Annotated in this window: 10 protein-coding genes and 1 tRNA gene; 7 read left to right on the forward strand and 4 right to left on the reverse strand. The window is 70.6% G+C overall.

Features of this window, described 5'->3' with window-relative positions; all coding sequences use genetic code 11:
* The first annotated feature begins 26 nt into the window (after positions 1-26).
* From OHB01_RS29550 to OHB01_RS29560, 3 genes are all read left to right on the forward strand, one after another.
* Complete coding sequence (locus OHB01_RS29550; RefSeq protein ID WP_142651036.1) at positions 27-695, forward strand: TetR/AcrR family transcriptional regulator; 669 nt, start codon at positions 27-29, stop codon at positions 693-695.
* Positions 696-792: 97 nt separating this feature from the next.
* Entirely contained in the window at positions 793-2,061 is a 1,269-nt protein-coding gene (locus tag OHB01_RS29555) for a hypothetical protein (protein WP_328854273.1), read from the forward strand.
* Positions 2,062-2,162: 101 nt separating this feature from the next.
* Positions 2,163-3,185, forward strand: coding sequence for a glycosyltransferase family 2 protein (locus OHB01_RS29560; RefSeq protein ID WP_147945483.1), 1,023 nt, complete (start codon positions 2,163-2,165; stop codon positions 3,183-3,185).
* A 132-nt stretch (positions 3,186-3,317) separates the two neighbouring features.
* Here the strand turns inward: OHB01_RS29560 and OHB01_RS29565 are convergent, their stop codons facing one another.
* The 3 genes from OHB01_RS29565 to OHB01_RS29575 all read right to left on the reverse strand — a co-directional run bounded on the left by OHB01_RS29565 (position 3,318) and on the right by OHB01_RS29575 (position 6,268).
* Entirely contained in the window at positions 3,318-4,901 is a 1,584-nt protein-coding gene (locus OHB01_RS29565) for a TROVE domain-containing protein (protein ID WP_328710051.1), read from the reverse strand.
* Positions 4,902-5,006: 105 nt separating this feature from the next.
* Positions 5,007-5,077, reverse strand: a tRNA-Ser gene (locus tag OHB01_RS29570).
* 408 nt (positions 5,078-5,485) lie between these two features.
* Positions 5,486-6,268 (reverse strand): SDR family oxidoreductase, encoded by a 783-nt coding sequence (locus tag OHB01_RS29575; RefSeq protein ID WP_142651399.1) that lies wholly within the window; start codon positions 6,266-6,268, stop codon positions 5,486-5,488.
* Positions 6,269-6,632: 364 nt separating this feature from the next.
* Between OHB01_RS29575 and OHB01_RS29580 the strand changes: the two genes are divergently transcribed.
* Positions 6,633-7,199, forward strand: a complete 567-nt coding sequence (locus tag OHB01_RS29580) for a helix-turn-helix domain-containing protein (protein ID WP_328854274.1) — start codon at positions 6,633-6,635, stop codon at positions 7,197-7,199.
* Between the two features lie 32 nt (positions 7,200-7,231).
* Here the strand turns inward: OHB01_RS29580 and OHB01_RS29585 are convergent, their stop codons facing one another.
* Positions 7,232-9,613 carry a glycoside hydrolase family 65 protein gene (locus OHB01_RS29585; RefSeq protein WP_328854275.1) on the reverse strand — a complete coding sequence of 794 codons (2,382 nt, stop codon included), beginning with the start codon at positions 9,611-9,613 and terminating at the stop codon, positions 7,232-7,234.
* Positions 9,614-9,803: 190 nt separating this feature from the next.
* Here OHB01_RS29585 and ppsA point away from each other — a divergent pair, with 190 nt between their 5' ends.
* The 3 genes from ppsA to OHB01_RS29600 all read left to right on the forward strand — a co-directional run bounded on the left by ppsA (position 9,804) and on the right by OHB01_RS29600 (position 14,331).
* Entirely contained in the window at positions 9,804-12,236 is a 2,433-nt protein-coding gene (gene ppsA, locus OHB01_RS29590) for a phosphoenolpyruvate synthase (protein ID WP_328854276.1), read from the forward strand.
* 142 nt (positions 12,237-12,378) lie between these two features.
* The gene (locus OHB01_RS29595; protein WP_205831033.1) at positions 12,379-13,359 is read left to right on the forward strand and encodes a ferritin family protein; all 981 of its coding nucleotides are present in this window, start codon (positions 12,379-12,381) and stop codon (positions 13,357-13,359) included.
* Positions 13,360-13,443: 84 nt separating this feature from the next.
* The gene (locus OHB01_RS29600) at positions 13,444-14,331 is read left to right on the forward strand and encodes a universal stress protein (RefSeq protein WP_328854277.1); all 888 of its coding nucleotides are present in this window, start codon (positions 13,444-13,446) and stop codon (positions 14,329-14,331) included.
* Positions 14,332-14,354: the final 23 nt, after the last annotated feature.

The following is a 14,354-nucleotide window of genomic DNA, read 5'->3' on the forward strand; positions in this document are numbered from 1 at the left end:
GTTTCCATGTGCTGTATGTTTTGCGTGTGGAGGAATCACGCCGCGAGCGCAAGAAGCGGCTGACCAGGCAGCGGATCATGGCCGCGGCGATGAGGCTGTTCGCAGAGCAGGGATATGAGCAGACCACGGTGGCGCAGATCGCCGTGGCGGCGGACGTCGACCCCAAGACGTTCTTCAACTACTTCCGCGCCAAGGACGAGGTCGTGTTCGCCGACACCGAGCACATCTTCGGCATGCTGCTCGGCGCGCTGGCGGCGCCACGGCCGCAGGAGAGCCCGGGCGAGCTGCTGGTCAGGGCGGTGCAGGAGTACGCCGCCCGGCGCCGCCCCGAGGTGCCCCGCAAGGAGCCCGAGGCGCTGTCGGCGGGGGTCCGCCTGATGATGACGACGCCGGCGCTGCAGGCCAAGGGGCTCTACCTGCTGCTGGAGCTGCAGCGCAGGATGGCCGGCGAACTGCTCAAGGCGTTCCCGGGCCGGCTGGATCCGATCACCGCCGCCGCCATGACCGGCTCGCTGATCGGCGCCGTCCAGCAGGCGAGCCTGGCGAGCGTCGAGCTCGGCCGGTCACAGGACGAGCTGTGGGCAGCCGCACGCCACGGCCTCGACATCGCCGCGCACGGCCTGCTCTCGGTCCGCGCGGACGCCGCGGCAGACGACGAACCGGCGCAGTCCGCAGAAGGGAACGAGTCGTCATGACGGACAACGAGCGGAGCCTCGCCCGCGACGCGCGGCGGGCGCTGCGCGAGGGCCCGAGGGCATCGCGCGGCGGCAACGGGCCCGCCTGGCCGAAGCCGTGACCTACGCCCGCACCCACTCGCCCTACTACCGCGAGCTGTATCGGGCGCTGCCCGACGACATCGGCGACCTGGCGCGGCTCCCGGTCACCGGCAAGCAGGCGCTCATGGCGCGCTTCGACGAATGGGTCACCGACCCGGACGTGACACTGGCCAAGGCCGGGCAGTTCGTCGCCGACCCCGCCCTCGTGGGCGAGCGCTTCCAGGGTCGATACCTCGTCGCCACCACGTCCGGCACCAGTGGGCTGCGCGGCATCTTCCTGCAGGACGAACGGAGCCTGGCCGTGGGCAACGCGATCGGGCAGCGCGCGCGAGCCGGGCTGGGGGCCGGCGATCTCGTGCGCCTCATGCGCGGCGCCGGACGCACCGCCATCGTCTCCGCGCCGCCCGGCCACTTCTCCACCGTCGCCTCGGCCGCGCGGTTCCGGCGCGACCATCCGCGGCTCGGCTGGTTGCTGCGGGAGTTCTCCATCGACAAGCCGCTGCCGCAACTGGTGGCCGAGCTGAACCGGTACAAGCCCAGCTCGCTGGCCGGTTTCTCCAGCATGCTCGGGCTGCTGGCCAGGGAGCAGGAGGCCGGCCGCCTGCACATCCACCCGGGGATGGTCATCGCCGGCGGCGAGGCACTGACCGCCGAGAACCGCGCCCGGATCGCCTCCGCGTTCCACGCCCAGGTCCGCTCCGCCTACGCCGCCACCGAGTGCAGCTTCCTCGCCTACGGCTGCGCGCACAACTGGCTGCACGTCAACACCGACTGGGTGGTGCTGGAGCCGGTCGACGCCGACTATCGGCCCGTCCCGCCGGGGCGGCCATCACACACCGTCCTGTTGAGCAATCTCGCCAACCGGGTCCAGCCGATCCTCCGCTACGACATGGGCGACAACGTCCTGATGCGGCCCGACGCCTGCCCGTGCGGCAGCCCGCTGCCCGCTGTCCAGGTGCAGGGCCGCGCGGCGGAGTTGCTCGAGTTCCCCGCCGGCGGCGACCGGCACGTCCGCATCTCCCCCATGGCGTTCGGCACGCTGCTGGACCGCGTCCCCGGCATCGCGCAGTTCCAGGTCGTGCAGAGCGCGCCCGCCACGCTGCGGGTACGGCTGACGCAGGCGGACGGCGCCGACCCCGATCACGTGTGGCGGAGCGTACACGAGGAGATCTCGCGCCTCCTGGCCGAGCACAAGGCCGAGCGCGTCGCGCTGGAACGCGCCGAGGAGCCGCCCGAGCAGTCGGCCAGCGGCAAGTTCCGCAGGATCATCCCCCTGGCCCGCTGACCACATCCCGCATCGACGCCCGGGCCGGGATAATTCCCGATACGAGCGCCGTGGTCGGTCCTGGGAAAGTCACGCTGGACATCGGTGATGGGAGGGCCGGCATGACCGGGGAATCCGCACCCTCTCCGGGCGTGTCGGTGGTGGTCCCCGTCCGAGGCAGGGTGGCGGTGACCGAGCTGATGCTGGCCAGTGTGCGGGCGGCGGCGGCGCGCTGTCCCGAGCCCGTCGAGGTTCTCCTGGTGGACGACTCGGGCCCGGAGGAGGCCGCACGCCACCGCGAGCAGTGCGAACGGCACGGCGCCCGCTATCTGCGTGGTCCCCGGCATGTCGGGGCGAAGCGTAACCTCGGCGCTCGTCACGCCTCCCACGATCTTCTGCTGTTCCTCGACTCGGACTGCCGCGTCTCACCCGGCCTGCTGCGGCGGTACGTCAAGACCATCCGCATGGCGACGGGGACCGCGGGGCTGGCCGGCCCGACGGTCGTCGTGGCGAGCCCGACAGCGGTGTCCCGGATCATGCGCCGGTCTCCCCTGCTCCACGGTGACCCGAAGAGGCCGGCCGCCGGTGACGAACTGGAGTGGGCGGCCGCATCCAACCTGCTGCTGCGCAGGACGGCGTTCGAAGCGGTCGGCGGCTTCGCGGAGAGGTCGCCGACCGTGGCCGCGGGCGAGGACGTGGACCTGGGCATCCGCCTGACCAGGCGGGGCTTCACGCTGCGGGCCGAGCCCGACGCCGAGGTCGTGCAGGACCGGCCCGGCCCGGAGTCGGTGAGCAGCGTGTGGCGCACGCTCTACAGGCGTGGCCGGTCGGAGCGGTGGCTCGCCATGACCCACCCGGACCGGGGCGTGCCGCGCTGCAACCCGGTCGTCGCGGTGGGCGCGGCGGCTGTCGTGGCGCTGGCCGCCGCACCGGCGACGCGGGGCCGGGGCATGGTGCTGATACCGGCGACGGCGGCGCTCGCGCTCGGGCTGCGGGCGCGTGCACGGCTCGCCCCCGGCGGTGGCCCGCGCGCGGTCGCCGACGCCGTCGCCTGCGCGGCCCTGGAGTGCGCGTTCGATCTGGGCGCGGCGGTCGCGGCGGTGCGGTTACACCGGCCCGGGCTGCTGTTCACCGGCTTCCGGTGACGGAGGTGATGAAGCGATGGAACGGTCGCGGTGGTCACGCTGCCGCTGGTCCGGGTGGTGGCCCGGGTGCCACACCGGCCGTAAGAGCTGCCGCCTCGCCTGGCCGTACGACCAGGCGAGGCGGTCCCGTCGCTAGAACGGCCAGCCGGCGTCGCGGCCCGCCTCCAGCAGCGGGATCAGCCGGAAGCACGCGTCGGAGAACCCGCCGAACTCATGGCGGTCGGCCGAGCCGGTCGGCATCGCGGCCGTCCTGTATCCGACGAGGTTGAACCCGTACACCGGCACGCTCGCCGGGACCGCGGTCGTGACCCCCTTCGCGTAGTAGCCCGTCATGGTCTGCATGTCCGACAGGATCACCACCCGGTCGTGCCCCTTCCAGGACCTGTGCACGGCGTCGGCGATCTGCGTGCCGTGGCCGACCTCGCCGATCCGCCCGCAGAAGCGCTCGACCTCGCGCAGCACCGACGCTCCCGGCCGGATCTTGTGCCGGAACGTGCCGTCGGCGAAGCCCACCAGGTCGACCTGGTCGCCGCGCGTCGCCAGGGTGACGCCGAACAGCGCGGCGGCCTGGACCGGCGTGACCGCCGACCGCGCGGAGACCGCGCCGGACGTCATCGACGACGAGGTGTCGACGAGCACGAGCGTCCGCCCCCGGAACGAGGGGACGTTCCGGGTCGCCAGGGTCAGCGCCGTGTCCAGCGCCCGGGTCCACCGCGAGGAGGGCGCCGACCGGTACGCCGCGTAGAAGCGGAACGGCAGCTGCCGCGACCGCGCGACCTCCTCCGGGTCGGTCAGCTTGGCGATGATCCGGTCCGCGAGCTCGTCACCCACACCTGCCTCGTCGAAGTTGCGCAGGTTCCGGAGCAGCGCCATGTATCCCATGGAGGGAATGACCGACTCCCACGCCTGGGCGTCCATCGGGCTCTGCAGCCAGCCGGCGAGCGCCTCCCAGGTGATGCCCGCGGCGGCCAGGCGGCTCGGGTCGGCCAGCGCGGAGCGCCGCTCCCCGGCCGGGATGGCGAGCAGCTCGGCTCGGTCGCGCAGCATGCGCAGCGACTGCGGGATCGGTTTGTCCCGGCCGTGACGCCGGTCGAGCGCGTGGGCGAACAGGTCGCCCTGCCACAGCAGCTTGTCGGCGGCCGGGGTGGGGTGGACGAGCTCGATGACGTCGCCGAAGCGGAACGCGCGGGCGTCGCTGTCGTACTTCGCCAGGGACCGCTCCGTGTAGAGCCGCTGGACGGCGTCGGCGACGCCGCGCTTCACCGGCTTGGGGATGGCCCGGCCGTACCGCGATGTCCAGTACGCGAGTGCCTCGCCCGGCTCGTCGGCACGTTGCAGCACGGAGGCGACCAGCTCGCGGTTGCCTCCGTGCAGGCCGGCCGACAGGCGGGCCCGTACGGCCTCCAGTGCGGCCACGATCGGCGCGGACCGCATGTTCGCCTCGCCGCGCAGCCACGGCAGGAAGCGGGCCAGCCAGTCCCCGTCCTCGACGGCCACCTGGTGGACGAGGGCGCGGAAGCGCTCGTCGCGGTCGCCGGCCTTCTCATAGAAGGTGTCCTCGCCGACCATGTTGGAGACCGCGAGCAGGAACAGCTCCGACCTGGGGTCGCGGATGTAGCCGGGGGCGCCCTCGTGCGTACGGCCGGTCGGCCTCGCCTCGGTGGTGACCGGGCTGGTGGTCGCGACGTGGGTGGTGCCGCGGTTGAACTTGGACATGAAAGCGGGCCCCTTCCGCGATGGGGAGGAGCCCGCGCCAGACCATGCCCGAGATCACGTCGGCGAAGCCATGTGGTGCTCTGCCATCTGAGCTACGGAGATCGAAGCCTCCGGCTGGACTCGAACCAGCGACCGCCCCATCAACAGTGGAAGTAGGCCTCGCCTGCGCACCGGGCATGGTCTGGAGCCGGGGTCCTCCCGAGATCAAGGGTGACGGCGGAGACGCCCACCGGATGGGCGACAGCCCCATGGGTGGGGCTGCAAGGAGTCGAACCTCGAAGTAACCGCTGTCGGCGCACCGGGAGGTGCATATCAAGTTGTGCGTTCCAGAGGTCCGGGGACGGCTCCGGCATGGTTTCACCCGAAGAAGTAGCCGGGGCCTTCGAACCTGGAACACCAGGAAGCCTAGCCTTCTCCCGCGCCGCGCCGCTTCTGATTTTTTTCCATGTGAACCCGCGCATCCGGGAAGCACTGTCCGGATTTCTCGCCCCCTTTGACCGGAAAATTCCCGTTATCGGCGGTATGTCCTGATGGGTCGTGCCGTCTACGGTGATGCCGGGCGGGCGTGTGCCGGGGCTATGACCTCAATAGAGCGACGTGGAAGACGAGGCGCCTCCGTCCACCGTGAAGACGGCCCCGCTCGTGTAGCCGGATCGGTCCGAGGCGAGAAACGCGACCAGGTCGGCGATCTCGCGTGGTTCCGCCGGCCTGCCGAGGGGATAATGGGCCGTGAGTTCGGCATATCGGCTCTCGTCCGCCAGGCTGGACAGAGCGGCGTTCTTCAAATGTGTGACCATTCTTTCCGTGGCCACCGGGCCTGGATTCACTCCTACCACTCGGATGCCGTCGGCCAGGCTGTTTCCTCCGAGAGCCCGGGAGAATGCCATCAGTGCGGCGTTCCCCGTGCTACCGGCCAGATATCGGCTGTCGACCCGTTCTCCCGCGTTGCCGATGATATTGACGACGACGCCCTTGCCACGCCGCTTCATCTGCGCATACAGAAGACGCGTCAAATTGACGTAGCCGTAGACCTTGAGGTCCCACCCCTGGCGCCATGTCTCCTCGTCGATGGTGTCGATCGTGCCGCCCCGGATGTCCCCGGCATTGTTGACCAGGATGTCCGCGTCCGCGGTGCTCGCCGCCAGTGCGACCAGATCTTTGGGATCTCTGAGATCCACGACATGGGTGTTCACCTTGATGTGGTGAGCCGAGCGAAGGCGTTCGGCCGTCTCTTCGAGGACCGGCCCGCTGCGGGCAGCGAGATGCAGGTCGCATCGCTCCTCCGCCAGGACCTCGGCGATCGCCGCACCGATACCCCGGGACGCGCCGGTGACAACGGCCGTGCGTCCGGTCAGATGCAGATCCAACGTGGGCTCCTCTGCTTTTCGGCTGGACCGCGTGCGCTCATGGAACTGAACGCTCCCGGTCGTGCGCTGGTGGATTACCTCTCGCGACCATGGTCGGAACGCAGGTCGCCGCCGGTCGGCCCGCTAACCGTACCGCAGGGTTCGTTTAGCTCCTGGTGCGGCCACCGGCAGAACACGACAGTGCCGCACCTCCTCGTCGGGCTCCGGTGACCCGAGCCGGCCGGGTGCGCGATCAGCTCCTCGTGGGACGACTCGTCCAGCCCGGGGCGTCGCGCCGGCTCCTGGCGGTGGGGTGTCAGTCCCGTGGGAGAGTGGGCGTATGCATGATCCAGCGAGCCCTCCTGAGTCGCGGAGTTCTTCGCCGATGCGACCAAGGCAACGCGCAGACGCCCGCCGTAATCATGACAAGGTTGTTGCGGCCGCTCATGAGGTGTTCTCGGAGAATGGACTGCACGCGAGTATGACGCAGGTGGCCGAGCGCGCCGGAGTGACGAAAGCAACGATATATCGGAATTACCCAACAAAAGAAGCGCTGATCAATGCGGTAGCCCGGCATCAGTTCCACTTGCTGGAAAGCCGGACACAGGCAGCGCTGTCCGAGCCTGATGCGTACGAAGCGTTCGCCGCCTATATCATCGACCTCTTCGAGTGGATGGCCGGCGATCGCCTTCTTGCCGACGCATTGTCCGAGGCGACGGTCGTGGGTCCGGCACCGGTGATCGAGCTCATAAGTCAGTTGATCGACGCCGCCAAGCCGTCGGGGAAATTGCGACCCGACACTTCGGCCATGGACGTGCGGGTCCTGGTGTGCGGCGCGGTTCTTCAACTGAATCGTTTGGGGAACCGCGAACCCGGCGTCTGGCGCCGATATGGGGAAATGACACTGGCGGCGCTTCGTCCTTGGCCGGAGGCTCGCATTGCCTCGGCCTGACATCACGAGGCCGGGTCCGCGTGCCGGGCCGGTCAGCCGTCGTGCCGCGGCTCCGCGAGCGGGAAGATGCGGCTGTCGCCGCGCCGGAGGCGGGCGTGGTGGCCGAGCACCACGAAATCCAGGGTGGTGGGGCCGTCATCGGCCCGGGTGATCCGTACGCAGGTGGGGTCGGCCTCGATGGTGAGTTCCGCGCCTCGATAGCGCAGGCACAACGACAGCGTGGTCAACTGTTCGGGGAGCGCCGGATTCAGGTGCAGGCCGTCGGCCTGTGCTTCGAGGTCGAGGTAGCAGCGCTGGACCAGGTCCAGCGTGCCGGCCATGGCGCCCAGGTGGACGCCCTCGGCGGTGGTCCCTCCCTGCACGTCGATGATGTCGCCGGTCAGCGTCTCGGTGAAGAACCGCCAGGAGCCGATGCGGTCCGATCGCGCCAGCACCCGGGCGTGCGCCACCGCGCTCAGCGTCGAGCCGTGGCTGGTGCGGGAGAGGTAGTAGCGGATGGTGCGCAGGGTCAGGTCCGGTGGCGCCGGGTAGCCCAGCCGGTCGAGGATCCGCCTCACCTCACGGGACGTGAGCAGGTAGAACAGCATGAGCACGTCGGCCTGCTTCGACGCCCGATAGCGGTTGGGACTGTCGTTTTCGGCCTCCAGCGCCCGGTCCAGCCGCCGTACGCCGCGGTAGCGGTCCCAGTCCAGCTCCGCCAGGCGCTCGTAGCCGGTGAACTGGCTGATGACGCCGTCGTGGAAGTCCACGCGCATCCGCCGGGTGATCTCCTCCCAGCGCTCGGTCTCCGCGTCCGTCAGGCCGAGACGGCGGCGCAGGTCCTCCCGTACGCGCCGCGGGATCAGGGCGAGCGCCTGACGAGCGCGCAGCAGCAGCCACACCGTCATGATGTTGGTGTAGGCGTTGTTGTCCAGGCCTGGGGACGCCGCGCCGGGGTAGCCGTCGTGGTATTCGTCCGGCCCCATCACGCCCTGGATCTCGTAGCGGCCCGACGCGGGGTTGAGCCGCGCCAGCGAGGCGAAAAGGCGGGCGATCTCGACCAGCAGGCGGACGCCCGTGCCGGCGAGGAACTCCATGTCGCCGGTGATCGCGTAGTGCTGCCAGGCGTTGTAGGCGATGGCCAGCCCGACGTGCCGCTGCAGGTGCGAGTTGTCGGGTGTCCATCGGCCGGAGCGGGGGTTGAGATGGAGCCGCGGGGTCTCGTCGCGGCCGTCGCTGCCGCTCTGCCAGGGGAACATCGCTCCGCGCAGGCCCGCGGCGCGGGCGGCCGCCCGCGCCTCCGGGAGCCGCCGCAGGCGATAGCGAAGCACCCCGTGGGCGATCTCGGGGAACCGCAGGCTCAGCCAGGGCAGCACGAACAGCTCGTCCCAGAACACATGTCCCCGGTACGCCTCGCCGTGCAGGCCACGTGCGGGCACGCCGACGTCGAGGTCGGCGGTGTGCGGTGACAAGGTCTGCAGCAGATGGAAGGTGTTCAGGCGGATGTCCCGCTGGATGCGTGGGCCCGGCACGTCCAGCCGGGCCCGTTCCCACAGGTCACGCCAGGCGATCTCGTGCTGTTCGAGCAGGTCGCCGAACCCCGGCGCGAGTTCGGCCCGCCGCAGCGCGGCCGAGGTGGCATCGGCGACGGCGAGATCGCGCGACGTGGTGAGCGCCACCGTCTTGACGACCGTGACCGGGTGGCCGCGTTCCAGCCGCAGCACGCGTGTCTCCGCGATGTGGTCGTCGTGCCGCTCGATCTCGGGCTCATCCGCGCTGCCGGGAGAAGTGCCGACCCGTGCGGCCAGGGCGACCTCGATGCCGGAGGATCGGGTCCGCGCGCGCAGCCATGTCAGGGGCTCACGGGTCCCCGTCGCGTGCCGCGTCAGATGGTCGCCGCGGAGTTCGCGGTAGCGGGCCACTCCCCTGTTGGCCACGCGCCCGTCCAGGCCGGAGCGTACGCGGAGAGGACCCGACCAGTTCTCGGCCGTGAAGGTCGTCTCCAGGCCGGCCAGGCAGGGGTCGGCCATGGAGACCAGCCGACGCTGCCGCAGCGACGTGATCCGGCCCTCGGGGTCGCGCCAACGAATCAGCCGGTGCAGGACGGCGTGGCGCATGTCCAGCTCCTGCCGATATCGGAGCAGGTCGGCCGTGCCGGGCGAGAACCACGCGGAGCCGGGTGTCGCGAAGGTCAGCGGCAGCCAGTTCGGCAGATTGACCATGTCCTCGTGGGTCAGTTCGTGGCCGGCGATGATCGAGGTGAGCCGGTCGTAGCATCCGGCGACGTACGTCCCCGGGTAGTGGACGGCGTCGGCCTTGGCTTCGGGCGCCGCGCCTCGCGTGGCGAATCGGCCGTTGCCCAGCGTGCACAGCGCCTCGCGCAGCCCCTCGTGAGCCGGATCGAACCCCTCGTACGTCAGCGACCACGGATTCAACGCAGCTCCCCCTCGGACCTGCCCCGGTCGATCCGATTCCTGGCTCCGTACCCACGGAGCGTGGTGATTCCACGCGGGGGCGCGCCGGGACGTTCGTCCGCAGGCGGGAGACGAAGTCCCCTACCTCACCCGGCCGCGCGAGGCGAAGGGTGGGAAGGACTGTCGTAGTCGACATTCGGCGAGGTGAGCCATGTCGCGGTTGGTCAGATGGTTCGCCGAGCTGGGCCGTACGGACGTCGGCCTGGTGGGCGGCAAGAACGCGGGCCTGGGGGAACTGACGCGCAACCTGGCCCGGTCGGGGGTTCGCGTGCCGGAGGGCTTCGCCCTCACCGCGGAGGCGTACCGCCGGTTCATCGAGGTGAACGGGCTCGACGAGGTGATCGCGGAGGAGATCGGCCGCCTGCACCGAGGGGCCGCCCTGCCGGACGTCGGCCGTGCGATACGGGAGGCGATCCTGGCGGCCGAGCTTCCTGCGGAGGTCATCGAGGCCGTCGAGCAGGCGTACGGTGAGCTGGCCGATCGACTGGCGACCATCGACCCGGACGTCGCGGTCCGCAGCAGCGCGACCGCGGAAGACCTGCCGGAGGCCAGTTTCGCCGGGCAACTGGAGAGCTTTCTCAACATCAGCGGTGCGCCGGCGCTGCTCGGCGCCTGTCTTCGCTGCTACGCGTCCCTGTTCACCGACCGGGCGATCAGCTACCGGGAGGACCACGGGTTCGGTCACCTGGGCGTCGCCCTGTCGGTCGGGGTGCAGCGCATGGTCCGCTCCGACCTGGGCGCGGCCGGGGTGATGTTCTCGATCGACACCGAGACCGGGTTCCCCCGGTCGGTGCTGATCGACGCCTCCTGGGGGCTCGGCGAGACGGTGGTCGGCGGCAGGGTGGATCCCGACGAGTATGTGGTCTTCAAGCCGCTGCTCGGCGACCCCGGCCTGTGCCCGATCGTGTCGAAGGTCCGCGGCCGCAAGGAACGCAAGGTCGTCTACGACGCGATGGGAGGAACCCGCCAGCTCGAGACGTCCGAGGACGAGGCGGTCCGGTACGCGCTGGACGAGGAGGAGATCCTGCTGCTGGCCCGGTGGGCCGTCGCGGTGGAGGACCACTACGGCACCCCGATGGACATGGAATGGGCCAAGGACGGCAGGACCGGCGAGATCTTCCTGGTCCAGGCCCGCCCGGAGACCGTACATCGGCGCCGGGAGGCGTCGCTGCTGCGCACGTACCGCATCCGCGACGCCGGTGGACCACCGGCCGAGCCGCTGGTGAAGGGGCTGGCCGTCGGAGACGCGATAGCGGCGGGGCCGGTGTGCAACCTGAGCAGCCCGGCGGAGATCGACCGCTTCGTGGACGGATCGGTGCTCGTCACGAAGATCACCGACCCCGACTGGGAGCCGATCATGAAACGGGCCGCGGCGATCGTCACCGACCACGGCGGCCGCACCTCTCACGCCGCCATCGTCAGCCGGGAGCTCGGCGTCCCCGCGATCATCGGCACCGGCGACGCGACCGCTCGTCTGCGCGACGGCATGACGGTGACCGTCTCCTGCGCGCAGGGCGACGAGGGCTTCGTCTACGCGGGCCTGCGCGACTACGAGGACGAGGAGATCAGCCTGGACGACATCCCGGCGACCAGGACCAGGGTCATGCTCAACCTGGCCGACCCCGCCGCGGCCTTCCGCTGGTGGCGGCTGCCCGCCGACGGCGTCGGCCTGGCCCGGATGGAGTTCATCGTCAACAACCACGTCAAGATCCACCCGATGGCCCTGGTGCACCCTGAGCGTGCCGACGAGGACGACCGCCGCAGGATCGCCGAGCTCACCCGGGGCTACGACGACCTGACCGGCTACTTCGTCGAAAGGCTGGCCCACGGCATCGCCCGTATCGCCGCCTCCCGCTGGCCTGACCCGGTGATCGTACGGATGAGCGACTTCAAGACCAACGAGTACGCCCGGCTCGTCGGCGGGCGGCGGTTCGAGCCCCACGAGGAGAACCCGATGCTCGGGTGGCGCGGGGCCAGCCGCTACTACACGGAGGGATACCGGGAGGGCTTCGCCCTCGAATGCCAAGCCATCCGCAGGGTGCGCGAGCGGATCGGGCTCACCAACGTCATCGTGATGATCCCGTTCTGCCGTACGGTCGAGGAGGCCGACCGGGTCCTGGGGGTCATGGCCGAAGAGAAGCTGCGGCGGGGCCGAGACGGCCTGGAGGTCTACGTCATGGCCGAGATCCCGGCGAACGTCATCCTGGCGGAGGAGTTCGCCGACCGCTTCGACGGGTTCTCCATCGGCAGCAACGACCTCACCCAGCTCACCCTCGGGGTCGACCGGGACTCCGCCGAGCTGGCGCATCTGTTCGACGAACGCGATCCCGCCATCACCCGCAGCATCGAGCACCTGATCTCGGCGGCACACGCGAAAGGACGCAAGGTCGGGCTCTGCGGGCAACGTCCCAGCGACGACCCGGACTTCGCCCGGTTCCTGGTCGAGGCGGGCATCGATTCGATCTCCGTCGCACCCGACAGCTTCTTGTCGGTGAAGGAGAACGTCGCCCCGGCCGAACACGCACAGGAGCGCCGGGAACCCGCCTCGGCGGGCCGCGGAACGCGGCCGTGGCCGCCGGCCTGAGTCACGGTCGCCCTTTGCAGGATCCGGACCAACCCTGGGCGCTTTGCGAGGTTCCGCTCGTGCACGGGGGTAGCACCGTCAGGAGGGTCCCGCACGCCGTCGCGACGGCGGCGGCTGGGCGAAGGCACACCGAGGGGGGCGCATGAGAACCCGAGGTCTGGTCTGCTGGAGAGCCTGTCTCACGACTGCCGGAGTCGTCGCCTTTCTCACGGCGGGGGCCGGGAGCGCGACGGCGGCCGTCGCTCCCCACGGGGACGATCTGGACCCGTCGACGCGTACCAACGTCACGAACGCGATGCAGGGCGAGGCGCTGGCGCACGTGACCTACCGCGCCTATGCCAAGCAGGCGGACCGGGAGAACCTGCCCGGCGTCGCGGCACTCTACCGGCGCACCGCCGACACGGAACTGCGGGAACACTTCACCGAGCAGGCGAAGCTGATCGGCATGGTCGGCGACAACGCGGCCAATCTCCGCGACAGCGCAGGCGGCGAGGCCTATGAGGCGACGACGATGTACAAGGCGTTCGCCGCGCAGGCCACCGCGGACGGCGATCAGGAGGCCGCCAAGCGCTTCTCCGAGATCGGCCAGGACGAGGCCGATCACCGCGAGAAGTTCCTCCAGGCGGAAAGGGCCGTGACCGACCGGTCGTCCGAGGCGACGATCCCTACCGACGTGCAGGCCAAGCCGGTGAAGATCCAGGCCGGCCCGCCCAAGGTCTCCTCATCCCGGACGCTGGACAACCTGCGTACGGCGATGAAGGGCGAGGCCTTCGCCTACGCCAAATACACCCTGTACGGCGACAAGGCACAGAAGACCGGACAAGCTCGGCTCGCCACGCTGTTCCACCGGACGGCCGCCGTCGAGCGCACCGAGCACTTCGCCGAGCAGGCGAACCTCGCCGGCGCGGTCCGCGACACCGGAACAAACCTGTGCGAGACGATCAAGGGAGAGGCACACGAGGGGACGCAGATGTACCCCGACTACGCCCGCCGCGCCTCGGCGGCCGGCGACACCGAAGCGGCGAAGGTGCTCAGCGACACCGCCAAAGACGAGCTGAAGCACGCGCAGGCCTTCTCCCGCGCGGTGTCCAGGCTCGGCAAGCAGTGCCCCACACCGAGCTGACCGATCACGGTGCCCCACTCAGGGGCAAGACGGGCACAACCGCTGTGAGAGCCCTACCTGCCGATCGTCGGACGGGGTGGCGCCATGGCAGAGCCGATCGTCGTCGGCGTCGACGGATCGACGCCCTCGCTTCAGGCCGCCGTCTGGGCCGCTCGGGAAGCCGAGCTGCGCGGCGCGCCGCTGCGCCTCGTGTACGCGACACTGCGCTGGCCCTCCTACGTGCCGCTCGTGCCGCAGCCGGCGCGCTGGAGAGCCGACGCCGAGGCGGCCGCGCGAGCCGTGCTCGACCAGGCGATGATCCACGCCCGGGCGGGCAGGTCGCGTCTGGCCGTGTCGGCCGAGATCGTCGACGGCGGAGCCGAGCAGGCGCTCATCGCGGCGGCGGAGGGGGCTCAGCTGCTCGTCGTGGGATGCCGCGGCCGTGGCGGGTTCGCCGAGCTGCTCCTGGGGTCGGTGAGCCGCTGCGTCACCGCCCAGGCCCCCTGTCCCGTGGCCGTCGTCAGGCAGCCGAAAGGCACTGACCGCGGGGAGATCGCGGTCGGCGTCACCGGGCGTCCCGACCAGGAACCCGTCCTGGACTTCGCCTACCACGAGGCCGCGCTGCGGCATGCCCGCCTGCGTGTCGTACACGCCTGGACGCAACCGGTCGCGACGGAGCCGGGCGACATGCTGCCGCCGGTCTACGACGTGGACGCGATCGGGGCGGAGGAGGCGCGCCTGCTCGCGGAGAGCATCGCCGGACGGCGGGAGCGTTTCCCCGACGTGACGCTCACCGAACACGTCGTGCGGGAGCACCCCGCCAAAGCCCTGATCGACGTCTCCAGGGAGACCGACCTGGTCGTCATCGGCGCCCGTACGGGATTGTCCGCCTGGCTGGGCCTGGGCTCCACCGCTCACGCCGTGATCCACCACGCGTACGCGCCCGTGGTCGTGGTCCGGCCACGCTCCGTAGATGTCTCGCCGACGGCGTAGCGTGGAGGAGACGCGTCCGAGGG

The sequence above is a fragment of the Microbispora hainanensis genome, from assembly GCF_036186745.1.
GTDB lineage: Bacteria > Actinomycetota > Actinomycetes > Streptosporangiales > Streptosporangiaceae > Microbispora.